Origin of the sequence: Chitinophaga sp. sic0106 (genome assembly GCF_019219075.1) — a bacterium.
Classification (GTDB): Bacteria; Bacteroidota; Bacteroidia; order Chitinophagales; family Chitinophagaceae; genus Chitinophaga.
The window spans coordinates 180,718-198,930 of sequence record NZ_JAHUWJ010000011.1; the positions used below are offsets into that span (position 1 = coordinate 180,718).

An 18,213-nucleotide genomic window follows, 5' to 3' on the forward strand; every position below is an offset into this window, starting at 1 on the left:
CGGGCGCCGTAGGCACCCGTAAAAAATTATCCAATCATTTCTTTTATCTCACTCAGCTTAAGCAAAGCCTCCACCGGCGTAAGCCGGTTAATATCCACCCGCTCCAGCTTCTCCCGTATCCCCTGAAACGTATCACTGTGCGCATCAAATATATTTAACTGTAGTTTTTGAGTAGGAGTAGAGAGATTTTTCACCTGCTGCTGCAACGCGCCGTCGATATGCTTTTCCTCCAGCTGTGCCAGTACCTCGTTGGCACGGTTAATCAGCTCCGGTGGCATGCCGGCCATCCTGGCTACGTGAATACCAAAGCTATGGCGACTACCACCCGGCGCCAGCTTGCGCAGGAAGATGATTTTATTGCCACTTTCCATGTTGGTAATGTGGAAGTTCTTCACGCGGGCATGCTTGTTCTCCAGCTCATTCAGCTCATGATAGTGCGTCGCAAACAGTGTTTTAGGCTGGTGCCCGCTCATATCATGCAGGTATTCCACAATGCTCCAGGCAATTGAAATACCGTCGTAGGTGCTCGTACCACGACCAATCTCATCCAGTATTACCAGGCTTCTCGGGGTAATGCTGTTGATAATGCTCGCCGTTTCATTCATCTCCACCATGAAGGTTGATTCACCACCGCTCAGGTTATCTGAGGCACCCACACGGGTAAAGATTTTATCCGTCAGACCAATCTCAGCACGGGTGGCCGGTACAAAGCTGCCCATATGCGCCATCAAAGTGATGAGCGCCGTTTGGCGGAGCAGCGCGGATTTACCACTCATGTTCGGTCCCGTAAGAATAATAATCTGCTGTGTTTCCTGGTCCAGGATAATATCATTGGAGACATAGGATTCACCCGGAGGGAGGCCCCGTTCTATCACCGGATGTCGCCCTTCGGTAATCTTCAGCTCAAAGCCATCATTGATTTCCGGACGGCGGTATTTGTACTGCACGGCGTTGTGCGCAAAGCAAAGGAGGCAATCCAGCCGCGCAAAAATATGTGCATCCTGCTGCATCGGTTCTATAAACGGCTGCAGGGATGCCAGCAGCTCGTCGAACAGGCGCGTTTCCAGCGCCAGTATTTTATCCTCGGCGCCAACAATCTTTTCTTCGTACTCCTTCAGCTCCGGGGTAATATAGCGCTCTGCGTTGGCCAGCGTTTGCTTACGTATCCACGTTGCCGGTACTTTATTTTTATGCGTGTTAGTTACTTCGAGATAGTAACCGAAAACGTTGTTAAAGGCAATCTTTAAGCTCGGAATACCCGTTGCTTCAGATTCTTTCTGCTGGATCTGCAACAGATAATCCTTGCCTTTGGTCGCAATGCCACGCAGCTCATCCAGCTCTGCGTTTACGCCGTCCCTGATCACACCACCCTTGTTCACCAGTACTGGTGGGGTTTCCATCATCTCGTTAAGGATACGGTTCATGATAGGGGCGCATACGTCCAGTTTTTCGTTGAGGCGTTGCAGGTAGTCGTTGGTGTTACTGCCAAGTATACCTTTCACTGCTTCCACCTGTTGCAATGCCCTTGCGAGCTGCATCACTTCCCGCGGATTAATTTTTTTCAGGGGTATTTTAGATACCAGCCTTTCCAGGTCGCCGGTTTGCTGCAGGTGCTGCTGCAAGCCATTGGCCAGGTCAGTTTCTTTGATCAGGTATTCTACCGTGTCCAGGCGTTCGTTGATGCGGTCCTTATGGCGGAGCGGGAATACCAGCCAGCGCTTAAGCAGGCGGGCACCCATGGGTGTCACGGTGTTGTCCAGTGTTTTGAGCAGGGTATGACCGTTTTCCACACTGCTGTTGAGCAGTTCCAGGTTACGCACGGTGAAGCGGTCCATCCACAGGAAATCTTCCTGGTTGATGCGCTGCATACGTGTGATATGCTGCAGGTTCGGGTGCTCGGTATCTTTCAGATAGTGCAGAGTGGCACCGGCCGCCACCACGGCTGCTGGCATGCCTTCCACACCAAAGCCTTTCAGGGAATGTGTCTGAAATTGCTTCAGCAGGATTTCAGCCGCATAGGTGCTGGTAAATATCCATTCCTCCAGCGTATAGGTATAAAACCGGGTACCGAAGGTGGCTTTAAAGTTTTTTTGTTGCTGGCGCGCAAAGAGGACCTCCGCAGGGCGGAAGCTTTGCAGGAGTTTATCCACATATTCAATACTGCCTTCTGCCACAAAAAATTCCCCGGTAGAGATATCCAGGAAGGATACCCCCGTAACGTCACCGCCAAAGTGAACGGCCGCCAGGAAGTTGTTGCTGGAGTTTTCCAGTATCTTATCATTTACGGCTACACCGGGTGTTACCAGCTCGGTTACACCGCGTTTTACAATGCCTTTAGCAGTTTTAGGGTCTTCCAGCTGGTCGCATACCGCTACGCGGTAGCCGGCTTTTACCAGTTTATGAAGGTAGGTATCCAGCGCATGATGCGGGAACCCTGCAAGGTCGCCATTGGAAGAGCCGTTTGCCCTTTTGGTCAATACAATGCCAAGCACTTGTGCGGCTATCACCGCGTCTTCGTTGAATGTTTCGTAAAAGTCACCCACACGGAACAGGAGCACAGCATCAGGATATTTTTCCTTGATGGCATTGTGCTGTTGCATAAGCGGGGTTTCTGCCGATTTGCTTTTTGCCATGGCGCAAATATATAAAACTCAACCCATCATGTTATCTTTGCAGGTAATGAGAAAACTAAGTATGGATGAACTGGGCCGTAAAACGGTGGATGAATTCAAAGCCGCCGATAAAACGCCCATCGTATTGGTGCTGGATAACATCCGGAGTATGCATAACGTAGGCTCCGTTTTTCGTACAGCCGACGCCTTTTTGATCCAGGGGATCATACTCTGTGGCTATACGCCCGTTCCCCCGCACCGGGATATTAACAAAACAGCCCTCGGCGCCACCGAAACGGTAGAATGGCAGTATGCCACCACCACTATGGAAGCGGTGATCAGCCTCCGCGATGCCGGCTACCAGGTAATGGCCATCGAACAGGCAGTCAATAGTGTAGCACTGGATAAATTTACGCCTCCCACCGATCAGCCCCTGGCCCTGGTGTTTGGTAATGAAGTGAGCGGGGTAGATGGGGAAGTGATGAAAGTGGTAGACGGCTGCATCGAGATCCCCCAACTGGGCATGAAACACTCCCTGAACATTTCGGTGACTACCGGTATTGTTGTTTGGGATATCTTTGTGAAGCTCAGGAACAACCATTAAATTATATTATTTAAATATGTATACGACTATTAATAAGTATCTGTCACTGGTAAAGTTTGCCCATACCATCTTTGCCATGCCGTTTGCATTGATCGGGTATTGTATGGCGGTAACCATCGGTGGGGGCGCCTTTAACTGGCTCACCTTCGGGTTGGTGATCCTTTGCATGGTATTTGCCCGCAGCGCCGCCATGGCATTTAACCGCTGGCTGGACGTGGATATCGACAAGCTAAATCCCCGCACTGCCAAAAGGGAAATTCCTGCCGGCATCATCTCCAAAAAGAATGCAATGGCCTTTATTATCGCCAACTGCGTACTTTTTGTAGCTACCACCTGGTTTATCAATCCGGTTTGCTTCTTCCTGTCGCCGGTAGCCTTGCTGGTAGTACTGGGATATAGCTATACCAAGCGTTTTACGGCATTATGCCATATGGTATTGGGCGTGGGCCTGTCCCTGGCGCCTATCGGTGCGTATCTGGCGGTTACAGGCCAGTTTGCTGTATTGCCGGTACTGGTATCCTGCCTGGTGCTCTGCTGGGTATCCGGTTTTGATATCATCTACTCCCTGCAGGACGAGGATTTTGATAAAAGTCAGCGTCTGAACTCTATTCCTGCCTGGCTGGGACTGCGTGGAGCCTTACATTTTTCTGAAGTATTGCATGTGATTGCGGCCGGACTGGTGATCACCATCGGTATTTATGGCCATTTTCATTGGTTGTACTGGATCGGCGCCGCCGTATTTATGATCATGCTGGTATCACAGCATATGCTGGTAAAACCAAATGACCTGAGCCGCATCAATATTATGTTTATGACCACCAACGGGATTGCCAGTGTGGTATTTGCCGTTTTTGCCATCGCCGATATGCTCGTGCTGGCTTAACTAAATAGAAAAGAGAATATGCCGCGTATAATGGCCATAGATTATGGGAAAAAAAGAACAGGTTTAGCGGTGACTGATCCGCTGAAACTGATTGCCAGTGGCCTCACCACAGTGGGCACACATGAACTGATCCCATATCTGAAAAAATATTTTGCTGCCGAAGCAGTAGAGCAAATCGTGATAGGAGAGCCTAAAAACCTGGATGGAAATGCCACCGATGCCACCGCACTGGTGACCGAATGCATCCGCATCCTTAAAAAGAACTTTCCGGATCTCCCTATCGTAAAAATAGATGAGCGCTTTACTTCCAAAATGGCTTTCCAGAGTATGATTGATAGCGGACTGAAGAAAAAAGACCGTCAAAATAAAGCCCTGGTAGATGAAATCAGTGCTACCATCATTTTACAGGAGTATTTACAGCGACTGTAGCCATTCATCTCCCTAAAAACAAAAAAGGAGAACCGCTCCAAATCATTCATAGCACGGAACCAATACCTCGCACCAACAAAGCGAGGTGGAAGCAAACCCGCTGGTACAGGAAGGTTTCCCCGAAAAATCACTTAAATTCGCATTTTAAACCAAGTCACAACAATCATGATATTGCCAATAGTAGCTTACGGACATCCGGTACTGAGAAAGGTCGCAGAAGATATTACCCCGGATTATCCCGAGTTAAAGGAATTGATCGCTAACATGTGGCAAACCATGTACGCTTCCAATGGCGTAGGTATTGCCGCTCCTCAGATTAACAAAGCCATCCGCCTGTTTGTGGTCGACAGCAAACAGATTATCGATAACCTGGAAGATGATGAAAAGAACGACTACCCGGGCGATGAAGGAATCAAAGAAGTATTTATCAACGCACATATCGTTGAAACTGGTGGTAAAGAATGGCCGTATAACGAAGGCTGCCTCAGCATCCCTAAAGTAAGGGAAGATGTGGACAGACCCGAATCCGTGACCCTCAGCTACGTAGACGAAAACTTCCAGCCACAACAGAAAACATTCACCGGCGTTACCGCCCGCGTGATCCAGCATGAATACGACCATATCGACGGCGTCCTGTTCATCGATCACCTGAAGCCATTGAAACGCAGAATGTTAAAAAGTAAACTGGATGATATCACCAAAGGAAAGGTTAGGGTAGATTACAAAATGTCATTTCCTAAATAGGAAATTATTTTGTAATGTAAAATAATCCCTTTATTTTGGACTTATCAACCAACATCCATCAAAGTTTAACATCCATATCCTTTTGGCCGCTGCATCTACATACACGGAAGCTGAACTCGTTCAGGGCCTCAAAGCGAGGAATGAAAAGATTTTCAGCTATTTGTACGACCATTATTCCCCCGCATTATATGGTGTGGCCCTTAAGGTCATCGCAGATGAATCCACCGCCGGCGACGTGCTGCAGGAGGTATTTGTGAAGATCTGGCGAAGTATCGATAAATACGACGCTACTAAGGGCCGCCTCTTTACCTGGATGTTGAACATCGCCAGGAATACCGCCATCGACAGCCTCCGATCCAAAGCCTATAAACTCGACCAGAAAATTACCGACGTTGATAACCTCGCGCTCCTGAATGAACCATCGCTCGCCGTTTATCTCCAGGTAGATCATCTGGGCCTTAGCAAAGCAGTTGAACGACTCCAGAAAGAACAACGAACCATCATTGATCTGGCATACTATAAAGGCTGCACCCAGGAAGAAATATCCAAAGCACTTGATATACCGCTCGGCACCGTCAAAACCCGGATGCGCAACGCTATAATGCAATTAAGAGGGATTTTAAAACATCAATTGTAATCTACGTGGACATAAACCATTACATATCATCAGGTGTCCTGGAAAGTTACGTATATGGCCTCCTCCCAGACGATGAAGTCGCGGAAGTGGAAGCAATCGCCCTGCAATACCCAGAAGTAAAAGAAATTGTAGAAGACCTGCAGTTTCAGAAAGAAGAGTTTGTGAAATGTTATGCAGTCACCCCGCCACCGGAAATCAAAGCCAGGTTGATGCTCATCATCCGCAATGAAAGTACGCCCGAAGGTGAACTGATTCTTCCCCAGGAGCTCAGACTGAACAATCCGGTACCGCAGCCACCCGTATCTACACCAGTGGTAAAAATGAACACTGCCAACAGGAATAAAAATGAACGGCGCTGGAAAATCGTTGCCGCCGCCGCTATCGGAGTATTCCTTGTCAGTGTGGGCATCACTTTCTTTTTTGCTTCGGATTCCAACGATTATAAAGCCCGGTACGAACAACTCATTGCGGCACAAAAGCAAATTACGGCAGATAAAGAACTGGAGTCCAATCAAACCGCCAGCCTGCAGGAAAGCGAAGAAGATAAAAAACTGATCAAAGATCCAAACGTTATCTGGATCAAAGCAAATGGCTATGGAGCTCACCCGGATGGTGCGGTTACCATTGGCTGGAACCCGGCCTCCAAAGCAGTATACCTTATCAACTGGCGACTCCCCATGCCGCCGGAAGGTAAACAATACCACCTGCGCACCATCACCGATGGTAAACCCGCGGATGCAGGTATCCTGGAGATCAGCCCTTCCTCCAACGGCAAAATACAACACCTGAAAACAGCTACCACTCCGCAAACATTTGTTGTTACCCTGGAACCCACCGGCACCACAGGCGCTCCCAGCCAGGCCGAAATATACCAGGTAGTAGAATTGAATCAGTAGGATTTTGAAAGTTCAAAGAATTGCGTATATTGCTTTAATAATACAACCCCGCGTTACACCATTATAAGATACTTCACTTTTGTTATTCACAACCTTGTTGTCTGATCAGCACCTGATCATCGTGCGTGTGCATTGTTTAATTTTTATTCATCGTAATAATTATATCCATTTTTTTGGACTCGTCTTCAACATATACCGAGCAGGAACTGGTAGATGGCTTACGTAGCCGTAACCAGAAAATCTTCAGCTACCTCTATGACCAGTACTCCTCCACTTTATATGGCGTAGTGGTCAAAGTGCTGAACGACCGCGCCCTCGCCGGTGACGTGCTCCAGGACGTATTCCTTAAAATCTGGAAAAATATTGACCAATATGATGAAGAGCGCGGTCGCCTGTTCACCTGGATGCTGAACATCTGCCGCAATACCGCCATCGATGTACTACGCTCTAAATCCCATAAGCTGGACCAAAAAATCCAGAATATCACGGATGACGTACATGTTAAAAACGAGCCCCTGGTGGTACACATGCAGGTTGATCATCTCGGCTTCTCCAAAGTGCTCGAACACCTGAGCAAAGACCAACGAAACCTTATTGATTTAGCGTACTATAAAGGCTGTACCCAGGAAGAAATTGCCCGCGTGCTGGATATCCCGCTGGGCACAGTCAAAACACGTATGCGCACAGCTCTCAACCAGCTGAAACAATTTGTAAAAAACATCGACAAGTAATCTAAAAAAAGAACAATAGTGGACGCACAAAAAGTCATATCGTCCGGCATCATTGAACTGTATGTTGCAGGCATGGCCACCGAACCGGAAGTTCGGGAGCTGGAAGCCGCTATGATACAGTTCCCGGAAGTATTGGCCGCTGTGGAAGAGTACAGGAAATCCCTCGAATACTATGTCGCGGCACAGGACCTCACCCCTGATAATGCCATTAAAGCCAGCTTACTAAACCAAATCAATAACCTTGAAGCTAACGGCACGGAGCAAACTGTTCTGTCCTCCACCATGCCGCAGCATCCCAAAGCAACCCTAATGGAAGAAACATTAACCGAAGAAAAGCGACTCTCCTGGAAAGTCGTTGCCGCCGCAGCTTTCGTCCTGCTCATCGGCAGTGTTATCATGAACTTTTTCTACTATAAAAAGTGGAAAGACTTCCGTGACTACAAAGACAAATACCAGGCCCTCATGCTGTCCCAGAACTCCATCCAGTCCACCAACGACAAGTACAAGGCCCGACTCGATGAACTGGAACAAACACTCAACGTAATGGAAGATCCTGCCGTGCTCAAAGTGAACATGCCAGGTACCAAACTCAAACCTGATGCGGTAGCCACCGTATTCTGGAACACACAAAACAAACAGGTTTACCTGAAGGTGAACAACCTGCCTGAACCTGCGGCCGACAAACAATACCAACTCTGGGCTATCGTAGATGGTAAGCCAATAGATATGGGTGTGTTTGAAATGGGCGATACCGCCAAACTGCTGCAGAAAATGAAGGTGACCGACAAAGTACAGATGTTCGCAGTCACCCTCGAAAGCAAAGGTGGTGCTGCTCAGCCAACGCTTGAACAAATGTATGTAGCCGGTAAATTACCAGGCTGATTCAGATAACAGACAATTACTAAGCTGGTAAGAGCGCCCACAAAGCGCTTTTGCCAGCTTTCTCTTTGTTACTTGCCGCATTTCCTTAAATTGCAGCATGTCCAGATATCTGAAAAGTATAGCCGTTACCGTTATAGCATGCACCTGCATGCTTACCCTCAAAGCCCAGGACACCGCCCACTACCGGGGCATGACCATCAACCTGGACGAAGTAACCGTGGCCGCACAAAAGATTGGCTTTGATGTAAACAGCTTCATCAAACGCGTAGAAGATGATACCACCTTTTACAGAGCCTTCCGAAACCTCCACATCGTAGGCTTCAACGGAGAAAACGATATCCGCATATTCGATAAAAAAGGCCAGGTACAAGCCTCCCTCAAAAGTACCACCACCCAGCAAATGAAAGGTCGCTGCCGCACCATGAAAGTGGAGGAGGAAAAGGTAACCGGCGACTTCTACGACCGCAAAGGGAATTACAATTATTACACCGCCGAACTGTATGCCAACCTGTTTTTCACCACCGGCACCGTATGCGTGGATGAAAACGGTAACGCGCCCGAGCGCTCCAATGGCTCACTCGCCAAACATAAGGCCCAGTTGAAACAACTCATATTCAACCCCGGAAAACCTATTCGTGGTGTACCGATCGTAGGTAACAAAGTAGCCATCTTTAGCAGCGACGTTATGCGCTACTACGACTTCTCCATAAAATCAGAAAACTATGTAAACGGTATTCCCTGCTATGTTTTCACCGCCAAAGCGAAAGCTGGACTGAGCCGCCTCGATAAAGCGGAAATCGTGATCGATGAACTGATCACCTGGTTCAATAAAGAGAATTTTGAAATTGTGGGAAGGAAGTATGCGCTGTCGTACAAAACCATGCTGTTCGACTTTAACGTACAAATGAATGTGCAAATGACCAAGGTGAACGACCTGCTGATTCCTGCACTGGTAACGTACGCCGGTTCCTGGGATGTAGCCTTCAAAAAGAGAGAAACTGCGGCTTTTATCGCTAAATTCCACAATTTTAACAGTGGAAATTAATATACCACACTAACGGCGCCGGTCATATGTACCGGCGTCATAGAGTTGCCATCCACGTAATCTACAATATAAACGTAGGTAGCCATCTGCACAGGCTCCCCCTGGAAAGTTCCTCTCCAGCCCACTTGTGGATCGGTAGTATAGAAAATCCGTTCCCCCCAGCGATTATAAATACTCATCTGAAACTGGTTCACCGGGCATTTATACACCGGCCGGAAGTAATCATTTCGCCCATCACCATTAGGCGTAAAGGCGTTGGGGAAGTACATGGTACAGCTACATTCTTTATAGTTCACCACCACGGAATCTACCGTTGGGCCACATTCATTATATCCTGAAACACTGTATAAGCCTGCCCTGGTAACAGTATAGAAAGGTACGCTGGTGCTGTCCTGCCATTTGTAATTAGCTCCTGCGCCGCGAGGGTAAAGGGTATAAGCCTCTCCACGGCATAAGATGGTATCCATACCCAGGTTAGCACGTAGTGTATCCGTAAACGTTACGGTAATGGTATCCCAGGATTCGCAGCGGCCAATTTTAGCGTGTACATAATAGCTGCCTGGCTTGGTCACATAATAAGTGGCCTGATCGGAATTATCCTGCCAGGTATACACCCCATTGCCAAAATCAGCAGTTAGTACCAGGAAGTTTCCCTGGCAGATGGTCGTGTCGCTCCCCAGGTTGATCTGACGTAAACGGTTGTAGTCCAGTAGAATAGTGTCCACTACGCTGCAGGTATTGTTGATTTCCACGAGCGCCCACACAGGACCTTCCCCCTGCACGGTTACAGACGGGGTGGTAGCCCCATTGCTCCAGAGCCAGTTGGTAGCCTCGGGAATATTTGGCGCCAGGGTAACTGATTCTCCCGGACATAATAACGTATCCGCTCCTAATGAAAACGGATATTCAGGTCCGAAGAAAGTCACTGTTTTCTGGAAAAACATGGAAGGGCATCCTTCCGGCAATATCGTTACGGAGTATGTTCCGCTGGTGCGCACGTCCAGGGTAGGTTCCGTGGTGCCGTCATTCCAGAGGTAAGTGCAGTTTTGTGCGGTAGCATCCAGCTGAATATTTTCGTTGGTACATAACACGAGGTCAGGACCCAGATCTATTTCAGGGATGGGAGTAAAGAAGATATTTACCGAATCGGGAATCAGGCAGCCGTCTATTTTCAGTTTATAGGTAGCGCTGGTATCCGCCAGGATAGAGGATTGTGTAGAGCTATCCTGCCACAGATAGTTAGCACCGGGAATTACCGGCCCTGCTATGAGCATGCTTCCGCCTTCGCAGAGGGTTACATCCTGCGCACCAAAATCATAAATCACCGGTGTAACGATGGTAATAGGTTGCTGGGTGGTGGTGGGCACGCCTGCACGATAAGCCACCAGGGTAACATTGTAGGTGCCGGTAGCGCGATAGATATGCCAGGCCCTCCGGTACGCTGAGGAATCCATATTACCGCTGCCGGGATCACCAAAGTACCATTTCATGGAATCCACGCCGGTGCTGTTGACCATGGAAAAATACACGCTGTCGTTCACACAGGTGGAGCTTTCGGTGAATACCTGGGCACGGCTTATTCCGGGAAGAAAAATAAAAAGTATTACCACCAGCAGGGGTAGTAGTTTGAAATAGTTTGGACGATTAGGAGCGTATAGGTCTCTCATGTTTGGGACATGGGTAAATATCTGGCGCCTAAATTATGAAAAAAAATTATGTGATTGCAGGAAATAATATTAAGAAAAAAGTATTTATAGGTAGGATAGCTTAGAAACGTCGCCCCGCGGGGTATCGGGGCGACAGATTATTTTATTGTGTTTAGTCTTCCCATTTTTGTCCGGGCTGCTCTTTTTCTTCGAGTGGCCTTGCAGTGGTATATCGTTTCCATTTTTCCAGCACTGCGGTGAAGTCGGCCGGAAGCTGACTTTCGAAGTACATCTGTTTGCGGGTGCGAGGGTGGATAAAGCCCAGTTGTTGTGCATGCAGGGCATGACGGGGCATTATCTCGAAGCAGTTTTCCACAAACTGTTTGTATTTAGCGAAAACGGTACCTTTTACAATGCGGTCGCCGCCGTAGGTATCATCATTAAACAGTGAGTGACCGATGTGTTGCATATGCACCCTGATCTGGTGGGTACGGCCGGTTTCGAGGCGGCATTCCACCAGGGTTACGTAGTTGAAGCGTTCGAGCACGCGGTAGTGGGTGATGGCTTCTTTTCCGTATTCACCATCCGGGTAGGCGTCCATGATCTTACGGAAGCGCTGGTGGCGGCCTACGTGGGCTACTACGGTGCCTTCGTCTTCTTTCAGGTCGCCCCAAACGAGGGCCATATAACGGCGGTGTACGGTATGGTCAAAAAACTGTTTGGCCAGGTCGCTCATAGCCTTGTCGGATTTAGCGACCACCAGCAGTCCGGTAGTATTTTTATCGATGCGGTGTACGAGCCCAAAGCGGGGCAGGGCGGGCTCTGTGGCCTGGGTTTTATCGCCCAGGTACCACGACAGGCCATTGACCAGCGTACCGGTATAGTTGCCACAGCCAGGGTGTACCACCATGCCGGCGGGTTTATCGATCACCATTACATCATCATCTTCATACACGATATTCAACGGCATATTCTCCGGAACCACTTCCGTGCTTTCCGGGCTCTTGTTGGAGAACACGACAATGCGGTCCAGCGGGCGGATTTTATAATTGGATTTTGCCGGTTTATCGTTTACCAGTACCATTTCCCCGTCCAGGGCCTGTTGTATTTTATTGCGGGTGGCGCCTTCAATACGGGCGGTAAGGAACTTATCAATACGGACAGGCTCCTGGCCTTTATCCACTACCATATTGATTTTTTCGTAAAGTTCCTCGCTGCCATCACCGTTTTCCAGCTCATCTTCCAGTTCCAGCAATTCTTCAGCCATTGATTCAAATTTTTGCAAAGGTACGTATCTTTGCGGGCTAAAAACCAGGGGATAAAGGCAAAAGCTATGAGTAAGCAACAGATTGTAGTAAAGGATCTTGGTAAGATTGATTATCAGCAGGCATGGGACTACCAGGAGCAGCTGCTGAAAGCGAATGTGGACATCAAGTCGAAGGCAGGCGATGTGAGCCCTAAACCTACTACCAACTACCTGCTTTTTTGCGAGCACCCGCCCGTTTATACCCTTGGTAAAAGCGGCCACCTGGAAAACCTGCTGCTTACGGAAGAGCAACTGGAAGAAAAAGGAATTGGCTTTGTGAGTACCAATCGGGGCGGGGATATTACTTTCCATGGTCCTGGCCAGATTGTAGGCTATCCCATCATCGACCTCGAAAATTTCTTCACTGATATAGGTAAATATCTGCGTTTGCTGGAAGAAGTCATTATCCGCACCATTGGCGATTATGGCGTTACCGGCGACCGTTCACCAGGAGAAACCGGTGTGTGGCTGGACCCTGACGTGAAAGGTAGGGCGCGTAAGATTTGCGCTATGGGCGTGCGTTGCAGCCGTTGGGTGACTATGCATGGTTTTGCGCTGAATGTGAATACGCCGCTTTCTTATTTCGGGAATATTATCCCTTGCGGCATACAGGACAAGCAGGTGGCTACTTTAAGCCAGGAGCTGGGCCGTGAAGTGGATGTAGAAGAGGTGAAAGTCCGCCTGGCAAAGCATTTTGCGGATGTGTTTAATGCGGATCTCGTGTAGCTATTGGGGCGTGTTTTACTTTACCGTAACTGGTTTATCATGCTGTTTTTTTATTTAGGGAGATGTTAATGCACCGTTTGTTGCACCGTAACGGCACTGCTGTAATATTTCTTCTGCTATATTTTCCCGGGAGATGCTTCGCGGAAAGCGGCTACTGCTACTGATTCTACATATTATCTTACTTGCAGTATTGCTGGCCTGCCAGGCCTTCATGGGCCTCCTGCAATATTTTTGTGCCATATTTTCCTGAAAGCAGCTACCCTGAAAGTTGCTACTGCTGCTGATTTCACATTTTACTTTACTTGCCTTAATGCTGGCAGCCGCGCGCAGCGCGGCACCACCACACGGACACCGAAGGTGGCCGTGGAAAAACTACAGGCATAAACGTCCGGCATCCTTTTTTTGCACTATTAATATTATCAAAATAACTCCCAGAATGTCAACTTGATTGTGTTATAATCAATTTAAAATCAATGATATAAATATTATGTATTAACAAGTTATTAACAACTGCTATTGAACTTTCTTTGTTATTTCGGGATATGAAAAAATAACATTGTTTATGTATTATGTTACACCCAATACAGCAACACTATCATCTCCACAACCCTGGAGAAAAATACGACTAAGTCGGATTGCAGCTTTACTGGCAGCAATCATCTGACCCCGTTTGACGCATGACCCATCTGAATCAATTACGCGTAAAATAATTTTTAACTACTAAAAACATTGTTTATGAAAGAAGTGCATTCCAATAGGAAACCAACCCCCATGCCCTTGCCACGCCCGCGCGAGGAGATGACGCTTTTTGAACAAGCCATCTGGGATATGCGAAGAATAGATCATGCAGTAGCAAATTGTATACCGCTGTCTATGTTGACTGATATCAAATTTACTGACTTAAGCTTTATTAAATCTGACGGTTATGAAGGCCCAGAGGACTTACTCAATAAGTGGAGACATTGATAGTTCAATGTTTTGCACAAATTCGTTCGTATTGTATAGTTTGCATTATACAGACTTCATGCTGATGGATTATGACCAGAATGAGGTGCCGGTTAAAATGTTAAAAATTAGCCGACAGCCTCCAAAGTTAAACGGAGGTAGAAATCCAAAGGATCGCTTGGTTTCTCCAACAATACAATGCATTTTAATACAGTTTCTTGCAAAGCATCCAGATGCTTCGATTGTATACATCTGCGATAACAATGATGGACTTGCGCAGGCCAGACACCGATTATTTAATAATTGGTTCATGCCCCGTAACCAAGACTTTGTCAAATATGATACAACTGAGCACCATCATAAGCACCGCTTTTACGCATCAATGATAACTGGCGTAAAGAATCCACAAGGGAAATATGTGATGGACGCATTTTATAAAACTCTGGACTGGTATTTTCCTGACGATGAGCAACCACTTATATGCGACAGCCAGTTTTATGATTACAATAATTAATCAATTTATGAGGCCGGTTATTGCCGGCCTTTAAAATAAAATTTTTGGCAAACATAATTCATAAGAAGCACCCTGATCTATTACCATCGCCAAGGCCCAGATCAGAAATGCATCCCGTGGAGTTAATGATCTCAGACCAACGAAGAATTTTTCATACCATTAAGCATTGTATTCCACTTTCTGATATCAAATTTGCAGACGTAAGCATTATTAAAATTATGCCGTATGAGACTCCTGAATTTTTACGGAGTAAATACCATATTTAATACTCATTGCTCTTAGTAAACTACTAGTATGGAAAGGAAATACTGTATCATCGGTTTGAGTGAGCCCTAATTATAACGACTTATTTTTCTACCATCACAAAAAAAGCCGGCCCAGGCCGGCTTTCCATCTCCTATAAAAAAAATTACATCTTATAATTGAGTGGTATAAAGAAGTTCCATTTCTCCTTCAGCTTCCCATCCTCAAACAACTCAAAGTTAAACCAGCCTGCATGTAGGAAAATAGCTTTTTCCAGCATCAGAAATGGTAATTTCACCTTTTCAATATCGAAAATAAAAGCGCCGTTGGTTTCGTAGAATTTAACGCTATAATTTTTCTTCGGCGCTTCCGGCAGGCGTATGTTCACATTTCCATCCGCAGTGGTGTAAATATAGTTGGAAGGGTGCCAAACCACTCTTTCCGGTTCTCTGTTTTCCTGCTCTTTGCTGCGGAGACCTCTGGCGGCGTCCTTGATATCGGCGTACTGGAGTTTCATGTCGGCCCGGAAGGAGCTGTCGGTTTGCGCCAGTATTGTTTTAGTGTAGAAGAAACGGCCATTGTTGAATACTACCAGCAGTCGGTAGTAGTTTGTGCCTGGCAGGGGTTTGTTATCCTGAAAGGTGCCGCGCGTATCTTTATTGCCATACCCGATGGTGCTGAAGTTAATGACGCTATCCAGCGAGCGCTGTACGCCAATTTCTTTCACATCCCGAAATCCTGAAATCCAGTCCAGGGATATTTTGCCGGTTTTGATGATGGCAGAGAACTCCGGTAATACCGGTGGCATCATTTCTTCCTGGCTCTGCGCGCTCACCCCGATGGTTGTCAAAATAAATATTCCAAAAGCAATTGAAAATTGCACGATCTGCTTCATACTTGAATAACCCTATCTCTTAAAGTTGGCAAAAATACACTACCCGTCAAATATAACGAACACTTTTTAAAAAGCGAGCGTGCCCGGCACCACGGAACTGTTGCCCTGAAGGCCACCAGTATGGATTAATAGCACATTACTGCCATCCGGGAAATAATTTGTTTTTAACAAAGTATTAAATGCCTGAATAAGTTTTCCTGTGTAAATGATATCCGTGGGGATGCGGGTTTCCTGATAAAATTCGTTCATGGTGGTCAGCTGTTCGCTGGTGAACTTGCCATAGCCGCCACCGTGGTGCTCCGTTAGCAGCTGCCAGGAGGCGGTATGCCCGGGAAGCAGGAGGGTGGTTATTTCCTGCTGCAGGTATGCGGCACCTTTGAGTACGCTGATCCCCAGCACCTGCTGATGCCGGGCCGCGCTGTTAATGATCCCTGCCAGTGTGGTGCCTGTGCCTACGGCACATAGGATATGGGTATAGGGAGATGTTGGATGCAGCCGGAGTATATCTTCGCAGCCCTTGGCACCTGCGGCATTGTGCCCACCCTCCGGTATCACGAATCCTTCCTGCGCCAGCGCCTGGTATAGCGGGTTTGCAGGTTGCTGAATAACTTTGTAGGTTTCCCGGGATACAAACCGTAACTCCATACCGTTGGCCGTGGCCAGGCGCAGGGTCGCGTTGCTGTCGGGCCGCATTTCCTCACCGCGAATAATGCCGATGGCGCGCAGGCCAGCGTCTCTACAAGCAGCTGCTGTGGCTGCAATATGGTTGGAGTAGGCTCCCCCAAAGGTTACGATGGCGCTTTTCCCGGCGGCGCTGGCATCTTCCAGATTATATTTTAACTTAAACCACTTGTTGCCTGAAATCTCCGGGTGCAGCTGATCCAGCCGCAGCATGGCCGCACTGATGGCCGCCGGCATGGCAGATGTGCGAATGGTGTCAAGCGTTATTTTACTATAATCCGGCATAATTGCGAAAATACAGAAAAGGCGCAAGGGAGTTACCCTTGCGCCTTTTCTGTTATCGGGAATACGCGCACAGCGCGGAACCCCACAGCTGACACCAATGGTGGCAGCAAAAATTATCTTATTCTCCGCTAAGGAATCCACCTTTACCTCTGTACAGCTTCACTGGTTTATCCAGCTTTACTTTCAGTACGGTCACATATTTATCCTGTACATTCTCTGGTACATCAATGTAAACCAGTCCTGGTACAGGGCTCCAGGAGATTTTACCTACAACTTTATGTTGCAGTTTGGTACCGTTCCCAACTACGGAAATATCCTGTATTTTATTGTCAAGCCCTTTGATCACTACCTGGCCACTGGTTTTACCAGGGAGGAACAGGTAGAGGGTAGCAGAATCTTTGGAGAGGGTAGTAGGACCGTAGAAGTGCCCCAGTGGCAGGCCTCCGATGGTGTTGAACACCGCTTCGCCATTCTTCTTGTTCCAGGCACCCAGCTCTTTCAGCACGTGTACCTGCTCTGCCGGGATAGTACCATCTGCTTTTGGACCGATGTCCAGCAGGAGGTTACCGCCGTTGCTCACCGCATCTACGAATATGGTGATGATTTCGAAAGGTGTTTTCCAGTTGGTATCCTGTGGCTGGTAGCCCCAGTTGTTGTTGATGGTCATGCAGAGTTCCCACCAATGGTACGCAGGGCGGCTCACCGGGAAGTTCTGCTCTGGTGTATCATAATCGCCATAACCCTGGAGGCGGCCATTGATAATGGTTTTAGGGTTGTGGGTGGTGAGCATGGTACGCATTTTCTGGGCTTCCCATTCTTCGGCGGAATGTTCCCAATCGCCATCGAACCACCACAGATCGGGGTTGAAGTTATTCATTACTTCTGCCATCTGGCCTTCGTAGAACGACAGGAATTTCTGCCATCTGGCCGGATCTTTCCTGGCGTCATAGCGGCTGCTATCTTTCAAAAAGCCCGGATAATTAGGGTGCGACCAGTCGATCAATGAAAAATAGGCACCACATTTGATGCTATCGCGGCGCAATTCGGCGTAGAGGGGCGTGAGCACATCTCTTTTTGCCGGTGTACTGTTTACCACATCCAGTTTGCTTAATTTACTATCCCAGAGCGCCACGCCATCATGGTGTTTGGTAGTCATCACTGCATATCTGGCGCCGGATTCCTTGATCAGGTCGGCCCATTCGCGGGGATTATATTTCTCAGCAGTAAATCCTTTTAGCTGAGCCATATAATCAGGATAGGAAATTTTCTTGTTGTGGAACGACCAGGATTCGTCAACACCTTTAACGGAATAAATACCCCAGTGGATAAAGATGCCCAGTTTCGCATCGGCAAACCACTGCATTTTTTCCTGGATGTCGGCCGGATTCGTTTTCTGTTGTGCGTTTGCGTTCACGCAAAGCTGCAGGACGCAGGCACCGAGCAAGATCAGTCTCTTCATTGTTCCTTATTAAATTAGTCTTTGAAATATGTGTTAAACACAAAAAGAAA

The 18,213-nt window shown here is 47.6% G+C and carries 18 protein-coding genes; 12 read left to right on the forward strand and 6 right to left on the reverse strand.

The genetic code is table 11. From position 1 onward, the window contains the following. Positions 1-26 precede the first annotated feature (26 nt). The gene (gene mutS / locus KW844_RS17610) at positions 27-2,600 is read right to left on the reverse strand and encodes a DNA mismatch repair protein MutS (protein ID WP_255578502.1); all 2,574 of its coding nucleotides are present in this window, start codon (positions 2,598-2,600) and stop codon (positions 27-29) included. A 79-nt stretch (positions 2,601-2,679) separates the two neighbouring features. Between mutS and KW844_RS17615 the strand changes: the two genes are divergently transcribed. The 9 genes from KW844_RS17615 (at position 2,680) to KW844_RS17655 (ending at position 9,463) form a co-directional block, all read left to right on the forward strand. After that, positions 2,680-3,216 (forward strand): RNA methyltransferase, encoded by a 537-nt coding sequence (locus KW844_RS17615; protein ID WP_370626497.1) that lies wholly within the window; start codon positions 2,680-2,682, stop codon positions 3,214-3,216. Positions 3,217-3,232: 16 nt separating this feature from the next. Further along, on the forward strand, positions 3,233-4,099 hold the full coding sequence (locus KW844_RS17620) for a UbiA-like polyprenyltransferase (RefSeq protein ID WP_218378090.1): 867 nt from the start codon (positions 3,233-3,235) through the stop codon (positions 4,097-4,099). 18 nt (positions 4,100-4,117) lie between these two features. After that, on the forward strand, positions 4,118-4,528 hold the full coding sequence (gene ruvX / locus KW844_RS17625; protein ID WP_218378091.1) for a Holliday junction resolvase RuvX: 411 nt from the start codon (positions 4,118-4,120) through the stop codon (positions 4,526-4,528). A 165-nt stretch (positions 4,529-4,693) separates the two neighbouring features. Continuing rightward, positions 4,694-5,272 carry a peptide deformylase gene (def, locus tag KW844_RS17630; RefSeq protein WP_218378092.1) on the forward strand — a complete coding sequence of 193 codons (579 nt, stop codon included), beginning with the start codon at positions 4,694-4,696 and terminating at the stop codon, positions 5,270-5,272. A gap of 82 nt (positions 5,273-5,354) precedes the next feature. Beyond that, positions 5,355-5,909: an RNA polymerase sigma factor gene (locus KW844_RS17635; protein ID WP_218378093.1), complete on the forward strand. Its 555-nt coding sequence runs from the start codon at positions 5,355-5,357 to the stop codon at positions 5,907-5,909. Between the two features lie 5 nt (positions 5,910-5,914). Then, a complete protein-coding gene (locus tag KW844_RS17640; RefSeq protein ID WP_218378094.1) occupies positions 5,915-6,805 on the forward strand; it encodes an anti-sigma factor in 891 nt (296 codons plus the stop codon). A gap of 173 nt (positions 6,806-6,978) precedes the next feature. Beyond that, positions 6,979-7,536, forward strand: coding sequence for an RNA polymerase sigma factor (locus tag KW844_RS17645; RefSeq protein WP_218378095.1), 558 nt, complete (start codon positions 6,979-6,981; stop codon positions 7,534-7,536). Positions 7,537-7,554: 18 nt separating this feature from the next. Next, complete coding sequence (locus KW844_RS17650; RefSeq protein WP_218378096.1) at positions 7,555-8,418, forward strand: anti-sigma factor; 864 nt, start codon at positions 7,555-7,557, stop codon at positions 8,416-8,418. A gap of 97 nt (positions 8,419-8,515) precedes the next feature. Beyond that, positions 8,516-9,463: a hypothetical protein gene (locus tag KW844_RS17655; RefSeq protein WP_218378097.1), complete on the forward strand. Its 948-nt coding sequence runs from the start codon at positions 8,516-8,518 to the stop codon at positions 9,461-9,463. On the opposite strand, the gene KW844_RS17660 is transcribed toward KW844_RS17655, so the two are convergent. Together KW844_RS17660 and KW844_RS17665 are read right to left on the reverse strand one after the other, a co-directional pair. After that, positions 9,460-11,130 carry a gliding motility-associated C-terminal domain-containing protein gene (locus KW844_RS17660; RefSeq protein WP_218378098.1) on the reverse strand — a complete coding sequence of 557 codons (1,671 nt, stop codon included), beginning with the start codon at positions 11,128-11,130 and terminating at the stop codon, positions 9,460-9,462. The genes KW844_RS17655 and KW844_RS17660 overlap by 4 nt on opposite strands. A gap of 151 nt (positions 11,131-11,281) precedes the next feature. Beyond that, positions 11,282-12,376 (reverse strand): RluA family pseudouridine synthase, encoded by a 1,095-nt coding sequence (locus tag KW844_RS17665; RefSeq protein WP_218378099.1) that lies wholly within the window; start codon positions 12,374-12,376, stop codon positions 11,282-11,284. A gap of 66 nt (positions 12,377-12,442) precedes the next feature. On the opposite strand from KW844_RS17665, the gene lipB reads away from it, so the two are divergent. The 3 genes from lipB to KW844_RS17680 all read left to right on the forward strand — a co-directional run bounded on the left by lipB (position 12,443) and on the right by KW844_RS17680 (position 14,600). After that, complete coding sequence (gene lipB / locus KW844_RS17670; RefSeq protein WP_218378100.1) at positions 12,443-13,141, forward strand: lipoyl(octanoyl) transferase LipB; 699 nt, start codon at positions 12,443-12,445, stop codon at positions 13,139-13,141. Between the two features lie 735 nt (positions 13,142-13,876). Continuing rightward, entirely contained in the window at positions 13,877-14,107 is a 231-nt protein-coding gene (locus KW844_RS17675; RefSeq protein WP_218378101.1) for a hypothetical protein, read from the forward strand. Positions 14,108-14,165: 58 nt separating this feature from the next. Then, a complete protein-coding gene (locus tag KW844_RS17680) occupies positions 14,166-14,600 on the forward strand; it encodes a DUF6169 family protein (RefSeq protein WP_218378102.1) in 435 nt (144 codons plus the stop codon). 409 nt (positions 14,601-15,009) lie between these two features. Here KW844_RS17680 and KW844_RS17685 read toward each other — a convergent pair whose 3' ends face one another. The 3 genes from KW844_RS17685 to KW844_RS17695 form a co-directional block, all read right to left on the reverse strand. Next, the gene (locus tag KW844_RS17685; RefSeq protein WP_218378103.1) at positions 15,010-15,738 is read right to left on the reverse strand and encodes a hypothetical protein; all 729 of its coding nucleotides are present in this window, start codon (positions 15,736-15,738) and stop codon (positions 15,010-15,012) included. 66 nt (positions 15,739-15,804) lie between these two features. Then, positions 15,805-16,704 carry a 1-aminocyclopropane-1-carboxylate deaminase/D-cysteine desulfhydrase gene (locus tag KW844_RS17690; RefSeq protein ID WP_218378104.1) on the reverse strand — a complete coding sequence of 300 codons (900 nt, stop codon included), beginning with the start codon at positions 16,702-16,704 and terminating at the stop codon, positions 15,805-15,807. A gap of 118 nt (positions 16,705-16,822) precedes the next feature. Beyond that, positions 16,823-18,163 (reverse strand): alpha-L-fucosidase, encoded by a 1,341-nt coding sequence (locus KW844_RS17695; RefSeq protein ID WP_218378105.1) that lies wholly within the window; start codon positions 18,161-18,163, stop codon positions 16,823-16,825. Positions 18,164-18,213: the final 50 nt, after the last annotated feature.